At 37.4% G+C, this 21,990-nt stretch carries 14 protein-coding genes, 1 tRNA gene and 2 pseudogenes; 5 read left to right on the top strand and 12 right to left on the bottom strand.

What is annotated here, in order from left to right; all coding sequences use genetic code 11:
• Positions 1–365 precede the first annotated feature (365 nt).
• The 8 genes and pseudogenes from ACFIK7_RS07085 to ACFIK7_RS07050 all read right to left on the bottom strand — a co-directional run bounded on the left by ACFIK7_RS07085 (position 366) and on the right by ACFIK7_RS07050 (position 8,093).
• Complete coding sequence (locus tag ACFIK7_RS07085; protein WP_375663165.1) at positions 366–1,520, bottom strand: MFS transporter; 1,155 nt, start codon at positions 1,518–1,520, stop codon at positions 366–368.
• A 163-nt stretch (positions 1,521–1,683) separates the two neighbouring features.
• The gene (locus ACFIK7_RS07080) at positions 1,684–1,872 is read right to left on the bottom strand and encodes a hypothetical protein (protein WP_375631794.1); all 189 of its coding nucleotides are present in this window, start codon (positions 1,870–1,872) and stop codon (positions 1,684–1,686) included.
• A gap of 172 nt (positions 1,873–2,044) precedes the next feature.
• Positions 2,045–3,283: a DUF2087 domain-containing protein gene (locus tag ACFIK7_RS07075; RefSeq protein ID WP_375663164.1), complete on the bottom strand. Its 1,239-nt coding sequence runs from the start codon at positions 3,281–3,283 to the stop codon at positions 2,045–2,047.
• Positions 3,274–3,954, bottom strand: a complete 681-nt coding sequence (locus tag ACFIK7_RS07070) for a hypothetical protein (protein WP_375663163.1) — start codon at positions 3,952–3,954, stop codon at positions 3,274–3,276. Before ACFIK7_RS07070 ends, ACFIK7_RS07075 begins: the two co-directional genes overlap by 10 nt.
• A gap of 210 nt (positions 3,955–4,164) precedes the next feature.
• Positions 4,165–5,359: pseudogene (locus ACFIK7_RS07065) on the bottom strand (MFS transporter).
• Between the two features lie 316 nt (positions 5,360–5,675).
• Positions 5,676–6,764: a DUF3792 domain-containing protein gene (locus ACFIK7_RS07060; RefSeq protein ID WP_375663162.1), complete on the bottom strand. Its 1,089-nt coding sequence runs from the start codon at positions 6,762–6,764 to the stop codon at positions 5,676–5,678.
• Between the two features lie 609 nt (positions 6,765–7,373).
• Positions 7,374–7,619, bottom strand: coding sequence for a hypothetical protein (locus tag ACFIK7_RS07055; RefSeq protein WP_375663161.1), 246 nt, complete (start codon positions 7,617–7,619; stop codon positions 7,374–7,376).
• 261 nt (positions 7,620–7,880) lie between these two features.
• Entirely contained in the window at positions 7,881–8,093 is a 213-nt protein-coding gene (locus ACFIK7_RS07050; protein WP_375663160.1) for a phage tail assembly protein, read from the bottom strand.
• An 814-nt stretch (positions 8,094–8,907) separates the two neighbouring features.
• Here ACFIK7_RS07050 and ACFIK7_RS07045 point away from each other — a divergent pair.
• The 4 genes from ACFIK7_RS07045 (at position 8,908) to ACFIK7_RS07030 (ending at position 14,943) form a co-directional block, all read left to right on the top strand.
• A complete protein-coding gene (locus tag ACFIK7_RS07045) occupies positions 8,908–10,104 on the top strand; it encodes a multidrug effflux MFS transporter (RefSeq protein ID WP_375663159.1) in 1,197 nt (398 codons plus the stop codon).
• Between the two features lie 262 nt (positions 10,105–10,366).
• Positions 10,367–11,098: an alpha/beta fold hydrolase gene (locus tag ACFIK7_RS07040; protein ID WP_375663158.1), complete on the top strand. Its 732-nt coding sequence runs from the start codon at positions 10,367–10,369 to the stop codon at positions 11,096–11,098.
• Positions 11,095–13,269, top strand: coding sequence for an isocitrate/isopropylmalate family dehydrogenase (locus ACFIK7_RS07035; protein WP_375663157.1), 2,175 nt, complete (start codon positions 11,095–11,097; stop codon positions 13,267–13,269). Before ACFIK7_RS07040 ends, ACFIK7_RS07035 begins: the two co-directional genes overlap by 4 nt.
• An 867-nt stretch (positions 13,270–14,136) precedes the next feature.
• Positions 14,137–14,943, top strand: a complete 807-nt coding sequence (locus ACFIK7_RS07030; RefSeq protein WP_273791536.1) for an N-acetylmuramoyl-L-alanine amidase — start codon at positions 14,137–14,139, stop codon at positions 14,941–14,943.
• A gap of 1,236 nt (positions 14,944–16,179) precedes the next feature.
• Here the strand turns inward: ACFIK7_RS07030 and ACFIK7_RS07025 are convergent.
• Positions 16,180–17,376 carry a porin gene (locus tag ACFIK7_RS07025; protein WP_375663156.1) on the bottom strand — a complete coding sequence of 399 codons (1,197 nt, stop codon included), beginning with the start codon at positions 17,374–17,376 and terminating at the stop codon, positions 16,180–16,182.
• Between the two features lie 315 nt (positions 17,377–17,691).
• Here ACFIK7_RS07025 and ACFIK7_RS07020 point away from each other — a divergent pair.
• Positions 17,692–17,782 (top strand) — tRNA-Ser (locus ACFIK7_RS07020).
• 84 nt (positions 17,783–17,866) lie between these two features.
• On the opposite strand, the pseudogene ACFIK7_RS07015 reads toward ACFIK7_RS07020, so the two are convergent.
• The 3 genes and pseudogenes from ACFIK7_RS07015 to ACFIK7_RS07005 form a co-directional block, all read right to left on the bottom strand.
• Positions 17,867–18,006: pseudogene (locus ACFIK7_RS07015) on the bottom strand (integrase); the annotation flags it as partial.
• A 1,245-nt stretch (positions 18,007–19,251) separates the two neighbouring features.
• Positions 19,252–20,472: an MFS transporter gene (locus ACFIK7_RS07010; protein ID WP_375663155.1), complete on the bottom strand. Its 1,221-nt coding sequence runs from the start codon at positions 20,470–20,472 to the stop codon at positions 19,252–19,254.
• Complete coding sequence (locus ACFIK7_RS07005; RefSeq protein WP_375663154.1) at positions 20,469–20,942, bottom strand: hypothetical protein; 474 nt, start codon at positions 20,940–20,942, stop codon at positions 20,469–20,471. Before ACFIK7_RS07005 ends, ACFIK7_RS07010 begins: the two co-directional genes overlap by 4 nt.
• Positions 20,943–21,990: the final 1,048 nt, after the last annotated feature.

Raw genomic sequence — 21,990 nt, 5'->3', positions numbered from 1 at the left:
AATATAAATTGAGAGAGAATGGGCGGCATTAAAAGTTAAACGCGCATGGCGAGGCTTGAGATTGATTAGTTCAAAATCCTTAATGAGCAAATTATAAAAAAATGCTTTGGCTGTGTTGCACATGGATATCAATAGAATATTATTCGTGCAGAATGTAGCTACCTTACGCTTGTCTGCCCCCATAATACTTTAAGCTATGAGGCAATTGGCAACGGAGCCTTACAGAGCAATCTTTAAAGACCGTTTCGAGCTTCTTTGCCGCAGATTGTATTACAAACCCATAATTGAGTGATTTATGGCGAATTATTTTGAGTGCTCTTGTTGTGCTACGGGTTTTCAAAAATGATATGTGACATGGAAGCTGCTTATTTTTTCGTTTGCATGAGGCAAAGGCAAGAAGCAAAGGCGGAGGCACCAACAATCATGCAAAAGGTGAAAGCGATATGATTGTTGAAATGGCTGATGATCCATCCACTTGTCCATGAGCCGGCAGCTTGGCCAATATTTGAAATAACAAGAATATAACTAAAAAGAACACTGGCAGAGAGGGATGAGGTTGTTTTCCCTGCTTGATAGTATATCTCTGGAATCATGACAGATTCATAGACACTGTAGGCAATTAACGCAATCACAGCGGTAAAGACCCCACCTATGAGGAAAAATGCAGCGAAACTTCCCATAAAGCAGAGCAGATAGAAAGTTGCTTTATCGGAAAGGGTGAGATGTTTATTGATTACCCCCTGCCAGATACAAATACTGATGCCAACAATTGAAAAGAAAATTCCACTATAAGGGGCGAGATTTCTGTCAAATTTATTGAGAAGTGTTGTGGTGGTGATGAAAATTCCCATGAGGAATGCACAAAGCAAAGCCGTGACCAGCAAATAAGCAATAGAACGATTATGTATTATTGTTTTTAAAGAAGAAAGAAGAGCTTTTTTTGTTTTTTTATTCTTTTCAAGAGATAATGTTTTATGTGGGTAATGATAAACAATTTGAATGGATAGAACACAAAGATACAAACCAATGAGTGCAAAAAAAGCCATTAAGAAGGTTGATGCGTTGTATTTTATGGCACTCGTTGCAACAAGAGGGGCGATAACGACAGCAGCATTTTGAAAAAAAGAATAGAGAGTTAATGCGCGTTTAAGAGCATTTTCATTGAGATGTTCTGATAAAATTTCTCTCAAAAATGGCTTTGAAACTGCTTTCGAAAAAGCCATTAAGGTAAAAAAGATCAACCATGCAGAAGGTGTGAGCGATAGGATAATGCACACAAAAGCGCTACTCCTTAAAATAAAGGCGCTAGCCATTAAGAGTTTACGCGAAAATCTTTCTAATAAACCCGTTGTGGTTACCATGAGAATGCTTTCAAGGATTACTGATCCAGCGAGATAAAAAGCGACATTGGCAGCAGTTATGAGAGAAGAGTTTCCAAGCAAAGGGAGTACAAAGAAAAAGGAAAATTCAGAAAGAAAAACTGTGCTATAGATGAAAAAAGTTATTTTATTTTTGCCCATGGAATTTCCATAGAAGTGTCGTTAAATGATCAAATACATTTTGTTGTATCTCTTGAGGAAGTTTTGTCAGCCCTGTTTCTGCTGTGCACATTTCGTTGAAATAGTATCCTTCTTGATTCACCAGCCAGCCCAATGCAAGAATATTGTTTTTTCTACGATGTTTTTAGAAATATCGAGCATGATTTGGATTGAGCAACAATACTGTGCCCTGATGTTCGCGCAACAACCGTAAGATCATTGAGACCTTGATCCTATATCTTCTCCTGATGATTTTGACTATTCCCAATTCTTTTTGATAACCACCCAATCCTTTTTGATAACCAATTGGCACCCCGCATTCTTGCTTTTCCATTTTATCCTTTATGAAGAGGATGTACTATCCCCCCATAGATTGTCAACATATGAATGGGATGAATGATTTTGTAACCTTTTAATGAAATTATATTTTTTAGTGGAAGGTTATTCATTCTCTTGAAATAGAGAAGAAAAACGATAGAGTTCGCTAATCATTTTTCAATTCTCTTTTAGCGCATGCGTTGATATTTTCCTCCATGGCGTTGTAAAAAACCTCTCTCAACAAGAGTGCGTCGTAATCGGGCAAAGTCTATCGTAAAGAGGTTGCATATCTTGGAAACTTCCGTTTCGCTATAGATTTTTTCCTTCTGAAAGGCTTCACCAATTTTTGATAGCATCTCTTCTGTTTCTAAATGGCGGTCGCTTAAATTTTCCCTATTTCGCTCATGTTTATTTTCTAGCATTTTCCACACTGTCTCTTCGGCTTGAAATCCTGCTGTTGTGTTGTGAATAAGTCCAAGATTCAAAAGGCGACTGATGGATTTGTGAATGTTTTTGGCATCTGAATCGACATGTTTGAGGATATCAGTAAGATTTTTTGCACCAAGGATAATGGCGGCATAAACAGCGCGCAGTGTCGGTGAGGTCATGGCAGAGATCAGTGAATTGCGGGTATTGCGTTTGTGAAGGGTTTTTTTCCCCATGGGCAAAATATCATTGCGAATGGGAATTTCATTGATTTCTATGAGTTCTGCTTGGAGCGATTGTGCGCGTACAATTTGTTCAGCTGGGGTGCGTTTGCGAATAATCCCCAGACCACCCTGGCGATATTTGTGGTTTTCGGGGAGTGTTAAAGCTTCATAGGAGCCGTCAAGCCGGTAGAGAATTTCTTCCCAGATGGGAGTTCTGACGCGTCGAACCCGTTGTTCGCTATTGTGAGCAATTGTTGTGGTCATTGTTGGTTCATGTAGACAAAGATAACCACCAGCGGTGATGTGTTCCCAAAGGGTTATAACAAATCGCACATCATCTGCGGGCGTTCCAGCATCAAGCCAAACAAAATCTATTGGTCCCCAAGATTTGAGGGTGCTTTCATCAAGAGAGAAAAAATTCTCATGGATAAATGTTACCATGTCTTTTTCAATACCGTCTTGAAGCAGTTCTTGCCATGCTTCTTCGGCTGATTGGCCTTCTGCTGAAAAATCATCAATGGTGATAAGCCGTGGTTCGTAATTCTCAAGGATTCCTGAAGGGTCAAGCAAAGCTGTGCGCTCTTCCCAGGTGGAAGATTCTAAAAGTTTTTTATCTTGTTGCCATGATAATTTCGCTTTTTGAAGTGCTTTTGCGATAAAGCACGTACTATCCCCAGCACCGATTTCAATGACTGTGCGCGGTCTTGCCATTTGAATGAGCGCATAAATGAGCTGTGCACTATTTTCTGTTCCCATATCGGGGCTTATCAGGGACATCTTTTGATCCTTATCATTATTTCTGCTTTTACAAAAAACGTGGTTGTTTGTTCTATGGGGTGTTGAATGTGCATTTTGGTTGTGGCTTTTTGCAAGAGAGGGTTGGTTTTTTCATTCAGTTGGATTGTACGCCCATTGAGTTGATTAATGGCAAGAGTGTCAAGAGAAGAATCTATGATAATACTGTTGGCTCTCGTAAAAGAGCTGTTGCATGATCTGGTGAAAAGGCTTGTTGATTTGTTTGAATGAGACCCGTGTTGTAAAAGTGATATCAAAAGACTCCCAGAGGCAAGAAGAGTACTATAGAATTGTATTTCTCTCAGTGATTGGACAAGGCAGCCTTCACGAAGTGCTTCAAATGTGGGAAAGTCGAATCCGCCAAATGCCGCTCCTTTTGTAGAAACAATGGTGATGGGTTGTATTTGCCGTTTGCCAATGAGTGCTGGTTTGTTTTTTATTATTTGTACATCTTTTGCCCATTGAATGTGTGATAAAGGATTGAGTTCACGTGGGTAGACAGCAAAAGAATTGATGGCTATGGGTGGTGTTGGTTTTTGCAATTCAAGTGTGTGGGAGCTCTCATGACAATCATGTCGCATATAGTCTGCAAGTTGCCATACATAACCGCCTGTTCCATTGTAAAAGTTTAAGCCTATAGGATCTTGTTGCATGATGTTAAACCGGTTTCTTCTGCTTTGAAATATCAAGTTTTGGCAATGGTTGTTTGCTAGGGTTGTTAGCTCTTCCACACTCAAGAGTGGTTCATCAAAGTCTTATTGGTTGGTATGGGGTTATAGGGGAGATACAATAATTTGATCAGGTGATGATTTTTATGCCATTTTTGGGTTTGGTTTGCCTGAGAGCAAAGATAGTAAAGTTCGTTAACCATTATCATATTCCTTTTTTTGTACGGCACTGTTCAAGATAAAACCTAATATGCCTGCGATCATTGTGGCGATGCCAATGATAAATAGTGTGCTTTGGGTGTGATGCACTTTTACAAAACCGGCTCCTAGAAAGCCAAGGCACACCGCTGTTTGTATGATGAAAATATAGGCGGGCATTTGGTTGTTTCGGTGTTCTTTCTGGATGGCTTTCATCATAAAACTTGCCATTAGAGCATTTTGTACGCCGTTTGCACCCCCAAGGATAAAAAATGAAAGCATCATCAACCATACAATATGTGTTAAGGAAAAGCAGAAAATTGCAAAGCCAATTATTGCAGCGGCAAGTGATGCACCAGCGGCATTGCCAAAGCGATGAAAAAGGCTGGAGAAACAGAGTGGACCAACCACGAGGCCAAGACTTAACATGCTTGTGATTACCCCATAGGTTTCAGCGCTTAAGTTGAGATCGGTACGAATGCGGACAATCGATAAGACGTTGAGAGCAGAGGTAAGGATGATGGTAATGATGAGGGGAGAAAGAGCATAGACAACATTTTTTTTTACGCAAGAGACCCGTTAAATCTAGCCCTTTTTTGCTTTTTTGCGTTGTGTTTGTCGTTTGTGTATGAATTTTTAAACTTTTAAAACAGAAGAGAGTGATAAAGGTAGCAAAAAGAACCATGATTGACAACGCAAACAATCCTTTTTGCCCATTTGATATTCCATACAATACACCCCCTAGCAGTGGTCCGGCAATGTAGCCAAGATTACGAACTGTTTGGATAACGCGGTTTAGTCGATCTAGTTGCTGATCATTGGTTGCAAATTCTGGGACGGAAACGAGGATAGCAGACCAAAAGAGTGAACCAGCACAACCTAGTGCGAAAGAAAGGGCAATGTAAACCCAAAATTTGTTGGCAATTGCGGCAACGGCTATGAAGAGTGCTTCAAACAATAAAACAATGGGTACTGTTCGCGCTGGTTGGAAGCGATGCAAGAGGCGTGGTGCAATTGGTCCGGCACAAATTGCCCCGACAAGCCCTGCAAACAGCAGCATTGAAATAGATGCTGTGCTTTCTGCTAAGTGGAGAGCAAATGTAACTTGTGCTGTTTCATCGGCAAAGCTGCTAAAGCCCAAAACAAGGAAAAGTCCCATTTGGGTAAAAATCATGGATTTTTTCTTTGTCACAATGCTCCTCCCCAAGAGGTTATAAGGTACAATTTTCTTCTACGTGTTTATGGGATATCCCATGCTTTGTATAGTTTTTCTTGATGATCAGTTGAGAAAGGAAGTTTTCAGAGCTCTTTTCCAAAACAAGCACAATGCCTATTGGCAGCAATGACCAGCTCCTTATGTTTTTTGAAAGGGGAGTATTAAGGATGATGGGCTGGCGAAGTTGTCTGATATGAGAGAGACAATAATACAAAAAGACAATCAGAAGATTTTGCAAAAAAGCTGCACTATACGTGCAGCTTTTTATGTATTTGCTTTAAAGGTAGACGTTTTAAAGCATGAAAGTGTCCTTACGGCTTCTATAACCATAATAGCCAAAAACACTGGAAATAATGGCGCCTACCAGACTGCCTAAAAAGCCCCACCACCCCATATTGGAGGCTGTTTTTGTGGCTTTAGTCGCAGTGTTTTTGGCGCCCTTGATCGTATCCTCAAGATTGTCTGAGAGTGTTTCTGCCCGTTCTTCAAGGACTTTGATGGCTTTTTCGGTCTTTTCTTCTGCGCTTTGATAGAGTTGGACGGCACGGTTGACTGCTGTTTGTGCATCCGCACGGGACATGCCATCGGTCACAAGGGCATTGATGATATCACTTCGATCAAATTTTGTCGTGAGATCTTCTACACGATCGGACAGACGCTCACCAAGATTTTTTAAAGTGGTGCGATAGTAAGAAGGATCATTTTTGAAAGCTGTTATCGCAGAACCAATATCATTGAGTGCAGCTTGATAGGTTTGTTTTAAGCGCTCAGGGTTGAGAGCAGGAATGTCACTTTTATTGAGAAGGGTGCGCAATTCACTCGAAAGTTGGTCAAAATTGATGCCATTGTCACTATTTTTTGCAAAAAACTTTTCAAGACTTTCGCTGTTTAAGTTTGCAAGTATGGGGGAAATATTGTTTTTGAGGCTGTCCACGGTTTGTTGGACCATGGAGCTGTTTTCTAGAGCCGTTTTAGCTCCTATCTTTGCTGTACTAGAAACCACGTGGATGGCTTGGAGGGTCATCAGCAATGTTATGAGAGCCCAGGTGAGAAAGCCATGAAGAGTCCCTGAGGTTTCAGCAAAACGTCCAGCTACAAAGCCTCCCAAGGCTAGGCTAATCAGTGTAACGATAACAGAGCCCACGCCAAAGGAGAGGAAAGAGCCTTCAAATGGGGTTGAAGAGGTGAAATCCATTTGGCTTAAGCCTAAAGCTGCGACCAGAAAAGAGAGGCAAATTGAGGTGGCAAGAGCTGTCACCAGTCCCGCAAAGATTGCGGACCATGAAATGGGTGTGTGAAAGAGTGAATATTTTTCTTCTAGAGATGTTTCTCCTAGAAAATTCGTCTCAAATGGTGTGTTTTCAGGAATGCGAGTTTCCATGTTTTATCTCCTTGAATATGCTGGAGATACAATGCCTTTTTGCAAATTATGTTCCAAAAGTGAATAGATATGCGCCAAAAAGGACAGAAAACATCGAAAACAAGACGGTGATCATTACTTAAAATTCTTCTTACATGACTCCAGTCTAGAACTGATAATACCAGTTTATCGAGAATTTTAGTTGATGGGGGGATAAACGGTCTATGAGGAATAAAGGAATGGCTCTCTTTTCCCGTTCTGTACTGCAATGTTTAAAAGATTGAATGTCGTTGTGAAGTTTAATCTTTCCCCCTTAGCTTAAAAGTAAGCTCTCTTAATGCTTTTCTTTCAAGTAATGTCCCAGATACTGCTTGAGGAAAACTTTGTAAACGCTTTTCCATCATTGATTATGTTTGAAGGTAAAAAGTAAAATTCTGGAGTCTTTATTTTATTATTCATTTTTTTGTAAAAACAGCGCGTCTTCTAAAATTTTAGTTTTTTATATTGTACTTATAATTAAAAGAATGCTTCAATTATTCAAAATAAATATCAAAAGTATTCAATTCAAAAAGCTATGAGAGATAAAAGAGAAGGAAGAAACATTAGTGTTCTAAGCTGTTTTTCCTTCTCTTATTGCTCTATATCAAAACAATGCTGGAAAAATTTTCTAAGTTCTTTGAGTAAAAACTCCCAAAACCAGAGAGGAAAGTTGAAAAGTTTTGAGACAATGTCCAAAAGTTTTGAGATTCTCTCCAAAGGTTGTTTTTTAGTTTCGCCCGCAGTTTTTTTATACGATGTAAGAGCACTTTGATTTGAGAGATAAATTTGGTTCGATGGACCATCTTGTACTAAGAAAGTGCCTTTTGTAAAGGTCATGCGTTCCACCTTTATGACGTAGGGATTATGAACTGTAATCGGTTCATAGGTGCTACAGGTTTTCACTTTTGCATTTGCAGTTGTTCATGTCTTCTGTTTCAAATGTATTTGTGTAAAGGTTACTTGTGCGTTTTTCGGGTTTACTGTCGATTAAAATACATTCATCCATTATGCTTTTTATGGGTGCATTTACTTTGTTTAGCATTTTATCAAACTCTTTTAGTCATTCTTTTATTAAAGGCCCGTAAATGTCTTTAATGTTTAAAAAATCACGAACACCAAGTTTACTGATGGCATTATAGGACCACCCTGAAAGACATGCGATTTTTCGATTGATTGCTCGTCGCCTTCTTTGCTCTGTATTGCTTTTAAGTCTTTAAATTTCGGGCGGCGTAAGGTGATTTCTGTGTATGTCTTTCCTTCCACTTTAATAGGTCCAAGTAATTGGTACGTGGCTCGTTCTGTTATATTCATTACTAGCTTCTCCTTGCTTTCTAAATTAGATGCAGAATGATTTATCAAATTTTTATTATAGCATGTTTGTCAATAGCTTAGGCAATAAACTTTGTGCTGGCTATGTAGAATGAAATTCTAACAAAATGGACAAGATGAATTTAGATTTTAGAGCGAGATAGAAGCACAATTTGCTTTATGATATTAGTGGGCTATTAAGTTTATTTGCTCAATTATTTGTGTTGATAAAGACTTCTCCATGAGCCATTATTATATGCTGTATTGTTACAATAATATTTGCGTGGGGAGTTTTGAGGAAAGGGAGTTTGTGGCTTCTTTTTTCTTTGAGCGTTGTAAACCACTTCTGATAAAAGATGTTGTCGGGAAAGTGATGTTGTTGTCATGGAGAGGGATAGAGTTTGGGAGCGTTTTTGTTGATGATATCAATGAAAAAAGCTGATGAAGATAGGGCAACATGAATACAACAAAATGCGCTATTTCGGATTGGGAAATATATCTCTGAAGGAGAGTTTTGATCTTTTAGCTTCTTTTGCGTATAGTTTTAAAATTGCGATTTGCTATGCTTTAAAATTAATTATAAAGTGAAGCACTAAGTGTTTATTTACGTGTTGAGTGTGTGCGTGCGGATCATACACTGGATTTATGTATCAACAAGCTGAATTATTCTCGAATAAAGTAAAAGAATAAAGAAAATTAATTATTTTATTCCCTGTGGATAAAGTTAAAATAGCTTTATATTTATAAATATAAATTATTATTTTTCTATAAACGTAAAATTTAAATATTTTTAAATTTAAGAAATGTGACTTTCCTGATGAAACATAAATATACATTACCATTCATTATACTTATCGTATGTTTATCAACAGGAGGTTTGATTTCTACCGATATTTTTTTACCAGCACTGGGCGATATGCGTCAATATTATCAAGTGACACAATCTCAAATTCAAAGTGCAGTGGCGGTTTTTTTGTTGGCATTGGCACTTGGACAGCTCATTTATGGGCCGCTGAGTGATAATTTTGGGCGTAAAAAAACACTTCTATTGGGCTTATTCTTGTGGTTATTTACGACACTTGGTGTGATTTATACGGTTCATATTCACGCTTTTCTTGTGTTACGTTTTTTGCAAGGTCTTGGTGCTTGTGCGGGACTTGTCTTAAGTCGTGCAATTATCAATGATTTGTTGGATAAAAAAGCGGCTGGAAAACTTTATTTGATTGTTTTCCCTTTTATTGGAATGTCACCAGCGCTTGCACCTTTCATTGGTGGACTTTTGATACAGGCTTTTCATTGGCAGGCAACTTTTATCTTTTTAAGCTTTTTTATATTTTTGACCATTTTGCTATGTTGTTTTGTGCTAAGCGAAACTCTACCCCCTCAAAGGCGGCAGCATTTTTCTTCTATAGGATTGATGAAGGCATATTTAGGTGTTTTCAGAAATAAACAATTTATTTTTTATGCACTTATTCCGTGTTTTTCTTACGCTGCCTATTTTGCTTATATTGTGGAGTCGCCTTTTTTACTCACGACTTTGGGGTTATCACCGATACACATTAGTTATAGCTATATTGGTGTTTCGTTTCCCTATATTTTGGGAAATCTTTTGGCGCGATGGTTTTTTGAACGCGAGTCTATGGAAAAAACTGTGGGCAGAGGGTACATTATTTTTGTGATAGGTGGTGTGCTGTTTGCTTTGCAAATGTATCTAAGCCCATGGCCCCTTGTGACAAGTTTTATGGCTATTGCTGTTCTTACTTTTGGAAATGGTTTTTTATTGCCGTTAGGAACAGCGTTGGCTATTTCATCGCATCCGAAAGCTGCGGGAGCGGCTTCTGGTGTTATGGGATCTTTGCAATTAGGAAGTGCGGCACTCAGTGCAGCGGTTATCGGAAAAATCTCTGGTCATAGCCCACGGGCTATGGCAACTTTGTTAGCTGTGTGTTGTATGATTGGTTTTATCATTTATATTCAAAAAGCGCGTCATTTTATGACTTCAGAAATAAGCTGAGTGAAATGATAAAAAGAAAGCATTATGCGGAAATGCTTTTGATGTTTTACACAAATGGGGCACCTGTACATTAGATGAATTTTTTTTATTAAGTTTCTGGATTGAGTGGGTTTAAAATTTGTTACAAGCTTAGTTTGAGTTTAACAAATCGATTATTATGAGGGGAGAATATGAGCATAGAATTTCAACATATTTTCATTATATTGGGTAGGAAAAGTTCTGGCTCTAATGCATGTTTAAAAATAAGGGGAGGAATTGATCAATGGGACTTCCTATTATTATTCTCTCTCCTGTAATGCCAATTTGGGATGGTGGTGTTTTTTGTTCTCCATTGACAAAGCTATGTTCAACAAAAGGATTCCCTGTCACTCTGCTGGATACGCTTTCTCTTTTTCCTAAGGGTTCTCATGTTCTCAATTATTCTGCTGTAGACATTTTATCTTTTATGGCAGAAAAACTTAAAAGCTATTTTAAAGAGCCCGCAGTGCTTGTGGGATTTTCTATGGCTGGAACATTGGTACAAATATTGGCAGCCCAGCTTCCCAATGTTCAAGCTGTGCTTGCTGTGAATGCACCTGGCTATCCAGATAAGGTTTTGCAACGGCGCCTTGGAGATATTCTTGCCTCCTTAGAAAATAATGATTTATCGGGGGCTTTGGAAATACTCAATGGTTTTATGCATCCTTCTGGCATTATGAAAAAAAGAGTTTTATTGGAGATTCCCGATAAACAAAAAAGCGTGGCAATTGAACGCATGACAAGAGGGTTTAAACTCTTATTAGAAATAGATGCTAGAGATGAAATAGTTAAGTATAAGGGGAAGTTTTTAGCTTTAGTGGGAGAAAAGTCGCAACTTGCAACGGTAGATAATCAGACAAAAAGTCATAATCTGAATCATGAATATAAGCTTATCTCTGGTGCTGGTACGCGTTTGTGGGAGGATAATCCTACTATGACGGATGCAGTCATTGATGAGTGGATGGAGGGACTATGAAAAAGAAAGTTCTTGTCTTACCTGGTGATGGGATAGGACCAGAGGTTTGTGATGCTGCGTTGATGGTTTTAGAGCAATTTCAATTGCCGATTGAATTGACTTATGGTGATATTGGTTTTGAATGTTGGAAACAGGAAGGAAATTCTGTCCCTCAAGCGACTTGGCAAAAAATTACTCAGAGTGATGCTATTTTACTTGGTGCTGTGACCAATAAAGGAAAAGAAGCGGCTTTAAAAGAACTTGCTCCGCATTTAAAAGAGAAAAACCTTGCCTATGTTGCTCCCGCACTTCAACTTCGCCAAAAGTTAGGTTTGTTTGCAAATATACGTCCTGTAAGATACATCTTTGGTCCGAGAAAACCTTTTCATTTTTGTGTTATCAGAGAAAATAGTGAAGGCCTTTATGCTGGATTGGATTTTCGGGGTATTTCTCCTGAAAAAGCCGTTTGGCTAAAACATCCAAATTTGACAAAATATGGGCTTGAGGAAGCTGCGTGGACAGTCCGTTTGCAGACACGCTTTGGTTTAGAGCGGTTATTTGAATATGCTTTTTCTTATGCAAGGAAATATAGCTTTAGGCGCGTTACTTTTGCTGATAAGCCCAATGTTATGCGAGAAAGTGGACAATTTGCTCAGGAAATTTTTGAGAAAATTGCGCAAAACTATCCGGAAATTGAAGCAGATATTCATAATGTTGATGCGGTTGCTTTGTGGATTGCAACCAAGCCAGAGCGGTTTGGTGTGATTGTTGCTGAAAACATGTTTGGCAATATTCTCTCTGATCTTGGCTCTGGGATAATGGGGGGATTGGGGCTTGCATCTCATGCGAATGTGGGGAGCGAGATTGCTTGTTTTGAACCTGTTCATGGAAGCGCACCACGTATTGCTGGACAAAATAAAGCAAATCCTTCTGCGATGCTTTATACCACGGCTTTACTCTTAGAGCATTTAGGCTTTAAAGATGCAGCAAAACAATTATCTGAGAGTGTTGATCAGGTTATTCGTGCTGGAAAAACCGTTACCTATGATCTTGGAGGTGTCGCCTCTACCCGTCAAATGGCTGAAGCTGTTCGCAATTCTCTTGTGAAGCCTGTCTTTGTTTGTCGTGCGGCGATTATCACTGTTGGTGATGAACTCCTTTCAGGACAATATTTGAATACGAATTTACAAGATTTAAGCCAAAGCTTGAACAAGAGAAATATTCAAGTCACACGTCATTTTGTTTGTGCTGATCAATTACAGCAAATCAGTGAGACTGTTGTTTCTTGTCTTGGACAAGAAGATCTTATCATTATCAGTGGGGGATTGGGACCAACATCAGATGACATAACACGCGATGGAGTTGCTCAAGCTGTAAAGCAGCCTTTACTACATCATGAAGATGTTTGGCAAACAATAAAAGGTCAATTACAACGATTAGGGATTTTGGTGGATAAGAGTAATGCGCGTCAAGCATTGTTTCCTGAGACAGCAACCGTGCTTGATAATCCTACAGGCACAGCACCAGGCTTTTATCTCTCTTGCGATGGAAGTACGCTTGTTGTTTTGCCTGGTCCACCATCACAGGCTCTTGCGCTTTTAGAGAATTATTTAGAACACAATGAGAAGAAATATTCTTCTGTATCGCGTGCGGAGTATGCATGGACTTTGATTGGAATTGATGAAAGTACAATTGCGCAGTGGGTGGATGATCATTTTGAAAATGAACCCTTTGAACGGCATTTTTTATGGAAAAGCCCCTATGTTCTTGTACAGCTTGTTGGTCAATCAGAAGCGCCCTTGGAACAACAGTTCGTGGAAGAATTTGAAAGTCATTTTCACCCCTATTTGGTTGGTGCAGAAGTTACTACTGCTTGTAAACAATTAGCAATGCACGTTGAGGTTCATTGGTCTGCCAATGATCCGCGGCTTTTAGAATATTTTCAGCCCATAGAAAAAGGTAAACAAGATATTCCACTGCTTGAGGTTGAAGTGAGCCTAGAGCCTTCCTTGGAGACATTAGAAAATCAAGCAGAAAGCCTTGGACATGCTACCATGGCTATACGGATGAAAGATTATGGTGAGGATCATATTACTTTTCCCTATACGCGACCACTTTTAGGTGTCGTCTTACAAGAATATGCAGCTTGGGCTGTCTTAAAAAGATATTTGAAAACGGAGAAGAAAAAATGAACCTCTATGGGGACGTAACAATATTTCTTAAATTATTAAACGTTCTATTATAAGAAGTATTTTTATTCTTTTCTTCAGTGGTTTTTATCTATAGGTTAAACTTTCTTTTGATGTGTCATTAAATGACTTTGATTGATTCAAGATTAAGAAAAACTTTACGATATTAGGTTCGCTACATTCAATATTTATAATGATTAATTATGATTATAAATCAATATGTTATATTTCATAGAGCTGATGACAAGGAATCCAGAGACTTCATGTGCCTCAAGCGTTGTAGATAATTGAGATTCTTTGTAAATCAAAAAGCGATGGTGTGAAAAGACAAGAAGTCGTGTCATTTACAGGAAAGCTTTGCAAATTTTATTGAACAATATGTCCGTGAAGAGTTTTATTGTGAACATGTGCCGTTCCGTGATCTGATAATAAATTGCTGTAAAGAGCTCATAAAATTTTTCCTTTAAGTTTTTGTGTGATTGCATGATCGTTGGGTGTTCGCTTCCGAGGGGCGATATTTTTCAATTTGATAACAGGAAGAACTATTTTTTCTGTAAGACGTGAAGATTTAATGAGTGATCATTTTACGCTTTTGTTTTCCTTTCGATTGGTAATTTGTAGGAATTTGTTTGGGGAAAAGATTTAATGCGGTGTATTTGTGAATGTGGTTAAAAACATTTTACGCGTGTGTGGGGGAGAAATAAAAATGTGTCTTAATTGTTGATAAGAGTGTCAATGTTTTTGATGAACAAATTTTAGGCGTAATTCTTAGTATCTAGATTAGGAAGTTCATTGCGAAATTTTTAACAGTTCGTGTCCTATCTGTTGTGGTGCGCAGTGGTCTTTTTAAGCAACAAAGAAAGGGCTTTTATGTATCAGATTGATTACAACAGTTATCGTTCTGTCAAGAGTTTTAATCGTCGCGTTCGTTTTCTCGTTATGCATTATACGGCTCTTGATTTTAAAGCCTCGATTATGGCGCTTACAGGAGAAAAGGTTAGTGCACACTATCTTGTTCCTGATCCTTCAGAGCAGACATATCGTGAGGCAGGCTTTAAGGACATGCGTATTTTTAATCTGGTCGATGAAAATGAGCGTGCATGGCATGCGGGTGTGAGTTCATGGGCTGGGCATAGTCATCTCAATGATGCGTCTATCGGGATTGAAATCGTTAATTTAGCGACGGGTCATTCTGAGTCTCCAGAAGAGACAGTTGGTTTTATGGCTTATCATGATGAGGGGGGGATATTTCCTCCTTATAATCCAATACAAATTGATGCCGTTAAGGAACTTGCCTTAAATATTCTTCAACGGTATCCCGATATTATGCCAACTGATGTGGTGGGACATAGTGATATTGCCATTGGAAGAAAAAGTGATCCAGGAGCAGCTTTTCCATGGAAAGAACTTTATAAGGCAGGTATAGGAGCATGGTATGATGATGAACTAAAAAGTCATTATCAAGAGCAATTCTCTAAGAACTTTCCACCCAAAGAAGATGTTTTGGCGAAGCTAAAATGTTATGGATATGACATTTCTGCTGCGTGTCCCCAAACAGGATACAAAGATTTGATCCGAGCATTTCAACTTCATTTTCGTCAAGAAAATTATGATGGGATTCTAGATGTTGAAACAGCAGCAATTCTTTATGCATTGGTTGATAAGTATTTTCCGTGAATTCAATGCGTTTTAATTGAAAATATGGCTTATGATTACGTGTAAGCCTTTTTCTTATCAAGAGAGGCTGCTTTTTGCCAATTGGCTTTATGTAAAAAAGGCATTAATCGTGTAAAAAATCCCCTGTATGGTATAAGGCGTTTTATGGAAACATAACTCTGAAAGCTCTATGATTTGCAAAGATTAAATTTACGGTTTCTTTTCTTCCTTTAAAAACGCGTAAAGTCAAGATGTTGCGTATATGATGGCATGCTCCTTACGCAGGATAAAACGCTTCAAATAAAATGGACTTGTGTTGTATATTTCCATGCTTGTTTTAAAGCAATGTCTTTTAATGCGTATTACAACACATATTTTACAGCGACGTTTATAGAGAATATAATCTAAAATCCTCTATGAAGTGTATCCTCATTTTTATGCTTAATAAAAGTGCCTAGCACTATCGTACACTTTGTCAGATCTCAATGTTACGACAACCCTTGGAGTTTAAAACGATTCATAAAAGGGTTTTCTTTACTCGTTTTTATTCACACGGCTCTCTCCGCTTGTTGTACAAGTGAAAGGTTTTGGTTGATTGAAACATGAAAAATAATAAATTATGATTATAAATCAATATGATGTAGGTTCAGGAAAAATAGGGGTATTTACAGATTGCTACTGATAGGGGCTTTATTCTTTAGACGGGGAAGAGGTCAATTCATTTTTTGAAGATATATCGCTTTTCTCTTTTATTGCTTTAGGGAATATTTGCATCGTTTTGACAGCATGTTTCTTGATGATTAAGTTTTTTAATGAAGCCGTGTTATAAAACATTGTGTTTTAGAGTGTTGATAGAAGACACATTCAGGCATATCAAAAACACAATGATGTCTTGTTTTTTTCAATATTTTATCTGTTCAGTACAGAATTGACCAGAGAAGTTCATGACCTAAATTAACAAAGGTTAGAAGTAAATTGCTAAGAAAGACCAATTTGGTCATAAAGCAAAAGGGTCTGCTCATGCTTTAAAGGGCAAGGAAGAGATTATGTTTGAAGTGATGTGTAAACGCCCGTGTAAAGTGCTCTTATCAAGCATATCAGGGTTAATCTTCTGAGAGTAGTTTTATGAAACTAAGTCGTTTTTTTCCGAGAGACAAGACAATACGTATCAGGAAAAGATATTCATGATATTTGATTCCAAAAATAAAAACTGGCAAACCATGTTGCCAGTTTTTAAAAGCTGTAGCTTAAATAGGATTAGAATGAACGCTGTAAACGGATCATACCTTGAAAAGCACTTTTCTTATTGAATAAATGTTTTTCATCATTATTTTTATCCGTCACAACGCGATCATCATTCCAAGAAACATAGGTTAATTCAGGTGTAATCACAAATCCTGGAACCAGCGTGTATGTAATATTTACAGAAGTTGCAAAGGTTTTTACAGCACTATAAGAAACTTGAGCATTCAAATTTGCTTTTGGAGTAAGCTTGTAAGTGGCACCCGCCCAAGCTGCCCATTTACCACCCCAGTTTGCATAAATCGTTGTGCTTTGTCGTGATAATTCATCATTTTCATTTACTGTGTAGTAATCAAGGCCATTTTTATAGCCAGCCATTACCCATAGATTGAAACGATCGTTGACATTGAAATCTGCACGTACTTTTCCAGCCCACTTTTTGTAGTAAGCATCATATGCTGCAACTGCTGAAAAACCACCCCATTTTTGCATGAACTTTATACCCAAAATCACATTCGGGGTGTAATTTTTAATTGCTTTACTTGGAAGAGTACCCTCAGTGATAGAAACAAGCTTATCATCTTTATCAATGTAGTATCCTGTTATTCCTGGAAGAGAATCTGCATTATTGCCTAATTCAGCGCCGATAATAGCAGAAAAGCCGGAATCACCATTAAAGGTGTAGGAAATAAAATTGGTGCGTGTTGTGCCGGCAGGCGCTATGCTGTCATCATTGAGAACATCTCCATAATCACCAGTCCAGCTGTTGAAAATTGTGTCATCAAGACCTACGCGAAAACCACCCAGTTCAATGTAAGCCGCGGCAAGCCTTGCAGCAGCGTTGTCTCTACCATCACCCCAGTTTGAATAAATTCTTGCATATGAACGAAGTGTTCCCATTTCTGTTTCAGAAGCTGCTTGAAAAACAAGGGTGAGCCGTGATGCTGCGCCGTAGGTTTTTCTTTTGTTTCTTAGTTCAGTTTCGGTTGTTGCATCGATATTATTACCGCCTATAAAATCAGTACGAACATTTCCTGATAAACGCATGCAGGTTTCTGTTCCAGGGATATAGAAATATCCTTTTCCGTAGGCATCACAAACGCGAACATATTCTACAGGTTCGGGTTCGGCGATAACTGTTGAAGCGGCATGTGCTCCAGAAATTGCTAAAAAAGCTGCTGTAGAGCTTAAAAAGAGGGATTTAATATTCATATGGGATCTCCGCGGTCCGGTTAAATTTCTTCTAAAGAGTACCATTTGCCTAACGCATTAAGGACAAAGACATAAGTAAAATACGCAGCACTTGTTATCTTAGCTATAACTAATCTTTTTAGAGTTTCAAATATGAAATTACCTTTTTGTAATATATATATGTACTATTCGAGATGCTGTGGTAAAAAAGACACAATTCTTGTTTTATTAACTTTTGCTCCCTATGGGATCAATAGGAGAAAAATTTTCAGATATTTGGGAAAAAAATCGAAAATGTCTTGAACTTTCTGTTGATACCATTTATGCCTCTCTGTTGGAGAGGTGGCCGAGTGGTCGAAGGCGCTCCCCTGCTAAGGGAGTAGGGCTCAAAAGGCTCTCGAGAGTTCGAATCTCTTCCTCTCCGCCATCTATTGTTATAAAAGCAGTTGATTGTGTATAGGAATTTTGTTTTCAGTGATTTGTGCTCATTTGCTTTTCTACCAATCTCAATTTTGTGAAGTTTTTTGATTTCTTTTCTTGCTAGGCGTTTTCTATCAGCTACTCTGCTATAGAGTGGTGCTATTTTATCTTCCTTCCATCTAAATTTATGTGCGAAATTGTAATACCTGTATTAGCAGCGCGTGTGGTTGCTCATTTTCTTAATTCCTGTGTTGATTTTTAATTTTATGTTTCATGAAACAAGTTACAAAAATTTCTTTTCTAATGGTGTAAACTAAAGCAAAACCAATGGGGGATATTTTAAGCGCAAGATGTTTCATGTAAATTGCTATTGTTGATAAAGGAGAAAGCGAAGCTCTGTTATAGCAATCACATTGACGTTGCATATTTTTTAGCTAAGGATTGCTTATTTATTTTATGGATATAGGGAGCAGCATGAACGTTTGTAAGAATAAGCGGCCGTAAAGCTAGATATGTTACGGATTTGGTTCTACAAAGTGTTTTTGATCTCCCTATGTCGTTTCAATCGTTTGGTGGCATATTTATTATTTTATGACGTTGTTTTACTAAGCTTTTGCTTTTGCGTGTCAATCAACACCTATTCCTTATACAACGGCATATTTGAGATCAATATTTAAGATGGTTTACTGCTTTATCGGTTATGTCAGCTTTTATATATCAAATAGGGGAGAAAATATTGTATATATCTGTTAGCGAGTTATTTCTAAAAACGGAAGGATCTTTTAATTTTGAAAAAAATATGAAAGCGGAAAAGATGGAAATGAGCTCCCATTTTTATCATCATCTTATTAATTCAGTTTTCCAAATTTCATGAATCTCTATGGTCGTGTCTTTTAAATAATGAAGATTGCGTATCTCACGCTTTTGTTTATCCCGTTGGGATTATGCCTCTCATATAAAAAGCATGTTCTAAACACAAATATACTTGTGTTGCCAATTTATGCACTTGTTTTAAAGAGATATCTTTGCAATGTGTATAAGCCCATTTTGCGACGCAACCTCGTAAATGGTATAAAACACAAAAGTTTCTGTGAGACATATAAAGCCTTATAAAGCCACACCATTTGTATCCTTATGAAGATGCAAAGAGGCATATTATATATCTGCCTTCCTGTTGTTATAGATTTTAACTATGAGAGTTCATAAAAGGCATTTTTTCTTTTCTAAATTGTTTTTATCTATACGGCTTTCTCCACTTATGATGTGCAAGCAAATGATTTTGATTGTTTCAACCATAAAAATAGATTTGAAAAGAAAGAATCTTACAATATTCAAGTTTGGTATATTATGATTATAAATCAATGTGTTGCTTTATATTTGCATTGTATATTGAAAGTTGGATGTGGCAATGCTCTCAAAAAAGTATCGATTTCTTTTAGAAGAAAACATTGTGGGTGAAATGTTATGGTTTTCCTCTCATAGAGACTTTTGAGAGTGTTTCATCCATCTCATGACAACCAAACCACACATGAAAAAAGTAATGGTCGGTAATATTAGGTAGTAAGACGGAGAAACTTTTGCAGGAAGAAAAGAAATAATACTCAATACTGTAATTGAAAATATTCTTCCGCTAAAAGAGACAGCACCAACAATACCAGAAATATGTTGCGTTTGTTTTTGGTTAAGTTCTGAGAAAAATAAGCTTTTTGCCCCGATCGGTACAGTGCAAATAAATCCATGGATTAAAGAGAAGGCAATGACTGATGCAGCGGTTTGATGGCTATGAACTAAAAAATAGAGCGCTATGCACATCAGAGCAGAAAAGAAGGAAAAATATTTTATAGAATTCTTATATTTTTTATCAAGAACATGATACTTAGACATCAGTAAATTTGAAAAATATTGTGCTGAAAAGGCTCCAATATGGCAGCACATCAAGACGAGCATTTGCGAACCGTTGAGGTGATGAATTTTTCCCCCTGAAAGTATTATCGGTTGCCAGAAATGATAAATAATCTGAATCCCAGCGCTAAAAAGGCACATGAGGAAAATAAACCATGCTCCTCCTACTGTATTTTGAAATATCCAGAGCGTTTCCTTGGCATTATGCAAGATTGTTTTTGTTTTGGACGTTTCAATTGTCGTTTTCTTTTCTTCAGGAACAATAAGGAATATCAAAAAAATAAATCCCATCATGAGGCATGAGATAATATATCCCATAAAATATTGTCCAGAGTAATAGATCGTTCCAATTCCTATAATCCCACTGAGAATACTTCCAAAAGAGTTAACCTGGTGGTAGAGATGAGCATAATGCGAAAAGTGATCCTGTTTATCGCCTAGAGAATGGTAAATCCATCCGTCAATGGCGCTGACAATGATGCAAATGCCCGCTGCATAGAGAATTTGCGCAATAATAAGTGCTGTCATATTGGGAGCTTGAAGGCATAAAAGATAAAATACTCCTGTCATAAAGACCCCAGCCATAACGGAATATTTACGTCGATATCTGTCAGATAAAACAGCGCAGGGAAAATCAAGCAGCAGAATAGTGGTGGAAAAGACAACCTGAAGCAGAGCTAATTGCGCCAGACTAACTCCCATGGACATTAAAAAAATAGCATGGTAAACGCCGATCAGCATGCGGACAGCATTATAGGAGCCATAGTTGAGAGCAAGGGCGCGTGGTCTGTTCATTGTGTTGTTCCATAGATTGTACAATAAGAATTTCCACTGAAAAGAATATTTTTCTGTGAAAAGGTAGCGGTTTCATATCCCCATTCAGGGATCAGTGGAAAGAAGGCTTCCATAACCACCCCAAAATTAAAAAGGTCCCTTAGTCTATATGAGACTTCAAAGCGTATTAATGAAAGGAAATGATGCAATTTTAAAGTGATTATGAGGAGCAACATAAGCCTCATAAATGAGATTGTCATCTTTTGAGGGGAGTTGCTTGTGGGGCTGTTGCTTTCATAGCAATCATTTTGTCTAGATCTGTAAAATGACCCTAGGACGGCAAGATCATTGACATAATTAGAACTTATAGAGGCTTGTTTATTTTTTATATACCATTTACGGATCCATTCTCTTTGCTGATTAGGTGAAATAGCACAAATGATCCATAAATCGGTTTTTGGTAATTTTTTGATATCTTTTTTTATAATCATCAACATTTGTAATCCCCCCCCCTTTCTTTCTGACTGTTTCTCCGTATCACTTTACGTCTAAAAAAGTTTTTTTCAGAATTCATCTTTACTTTATTTATTAAAAATTTATTAAAAAGATTGTCTCGCAAGGTGCTTTTTAATCACGTCATTACAATTAAGAATTAAATTTCTGATATAAGAGGAAGGGTGCATGATACATTGTGACTAAATACATAAATCCCTCCGTATCCTGAAATGACGATTTCCTTTTGCAAAACAGTATCTTGAATGGAAGCTCGATAACCGTTACTTTGATCATGGAAATGATAACCTAAAAGAGTGCTTATGAGTGCTTGAAGATATTCTTTAGATATTACAGACAGGATAAGAAAATAGTTTAAAAAAATCAAACGTGGGATGAAAGCTTTCATCTTATGATGGGTAATGGTGAATTTTAAACTTCATCTACTGTTTTTTTGAGCTACTGTGCTGTAAGAAAGATCAAACTCCCCCAATTCATGTCTCTAATTTAGATCATTGATCATAAACATTATATACTGTCTTTTCAAATTATAACTTTGCTCATTGTTTGTCTTCACTGATTAAATCAACATTTCTCTAAAAATGCCGCTTGAGAAAAATGCATCCTATCAGTTTAATACTCTATGATCTTTTAATTAATGTAAGGAAGATAGCATAAAATATACGATAAAAAATGAATAAATTTCAATCTTTGTAAAAAACACAAACTTTTTACTGCTGCTGATAAAAAGCAAAGCTATATTAAAAGTAGCCTTTATACCCTTCAATATCATTGGTTGTGTTTATCTGTTTTGTCTACTCATTATTTCACCATTGTTAATATGATTGTTAATCAAAATATCATTTTTGAATTATTTATAGCATCGTATTAAACTCTTTTAAAGTCATGGATAAAAGATTAAATTACTCCTCTAGAGATATAAAACTAGATAGAAAATTCCATGGCTACTCTGTTGAATAAATTAGTTTTTATAGATTTACTCTATGTGTAGCGTATTTAATTGTTGTACAACTTATCATTTTTTAT

It is taken from the genome of Bartonella sp. CL266QHHD (assembly GCF_042195355.1).
Taxonomy (GTDB): Bacteria; Pseudomonadota; Alphaproteobacteria; order Rhizobiales; family Rhizobiaceae; genus Bartonella.
The sequence above is the reverse complement of the archived record's forward strand: the minus strand, read 5'-3'. Positions and strand labels throughout refer to the sequence as shown.

What these genes read in the sequence shown, in the direction of transcription:
- ACFIK7_RS07085 (WP_375663165.1), bottom strand. Translation starts at nt 1,520, where the DNA reads ATGGGCAAAAATAAAATAACTTTTTTCATCTATAGCACAGTTTTTCTT.
- ACFIK7_RS07080 (WP_375631794.1), bottom strand. Translation starts at nt 1,872, where the DNA reads ATGGAAAAGCAAGAATGCGGGGTGCCAATTGGTTATCAAAAAGGATTG.
- ACFIK7_RS07075 (WP_375663164.1), bottom strand. Translation starts at nt 3,283, where the DNA reads ATGTCCCTGATAAGCCCCGATATGGGAACAGAAAATAGTGCACAGCTC.
- ACFIK7_RS07070 (WP_375663163.1), bottom strand. Translation starts at nt 3,954, where the DNA reads ATGCAACAAGATCCTATAGGCTTAAACTTTTACAATGGAACAGGCGGT.
- ACFIK7_RS07060 (WP_375663162.1), bottom strand. Translation starts at nt 6,764, where the DNA reads ATGGAAACTCGCATTCCTGAAAACACACCATTTGAGACGAATTTTCTA.
- ACFIK7_RS07055 (WP_375663161.1), bottom strand. Translation starts at nt 7,619, where the DNA reads ATGACCTTTACAAAAGGCACTTTCTTAGTACAAGATGGTCCATCGAAC.
- ACFIK7_RS07050 (WP_375663160.1), bottom strand. Translation starts at nt 8,093, where the DNA reads ATGAATATAACAGAACGAGCCACGTACCAATTACTTGGACCTATTAAA.
- ACFIK7_RS07045 (WP_375663159.1), top strand. Translation starts at nt 8,908, where the DNA reads ATGAAACATAAATATACATTACCATTCATTATACTTATCGTATGTTTA.
- ACFIK7_RS07040 (WP_375663158.1), top strand. Translation starts at nt 10,367, where the DNA reads ATGGGACTTCCTATTATTATTCTCTCTCCTGTAATGCCAATTTGGGAT.
- ACFIK7_RS07035 (WP_375663157.1), top strand. Translation starts at nt 11,095, where the DNA reads ATGAAAAAGAAAGTTCTTGTCTTACCTGGTGATGGGATAGGACCAGAG.
- ACFIK7_RS07030 (WP_273791536.1), top strand. Translation starts at nt 14,137, where the DNA reads ATGTATCAGATTGATTACAACAGTTATCGTTCTGTCAAGAGTTTTAAT.
- ACFIK7_RS07025 (WP_375663156.1), bottom strand. Translation starts at nt 17,376, where the DNA reads ATGAATATTAAATCCCTCTTTTTAAGCTCTACAGCAGCTTTTTTAGCA.
- ACFIK7_RS07010 (WP_375663155.1), bottom strand. Translation starts at nt 20,472, where the DNA reads ATGAACAGACCACGCGCCCTTGCTCTCAACTATGGCTCCTATAATGCT.
- ACFIK7_RS07005 (WP_375663154.1), bottom strand. Translation starts at nt 20,942, where the DNA reads ATGATTATAAAAAAAGATATCAAAAAATTACCAAAAACCGATTTATGG.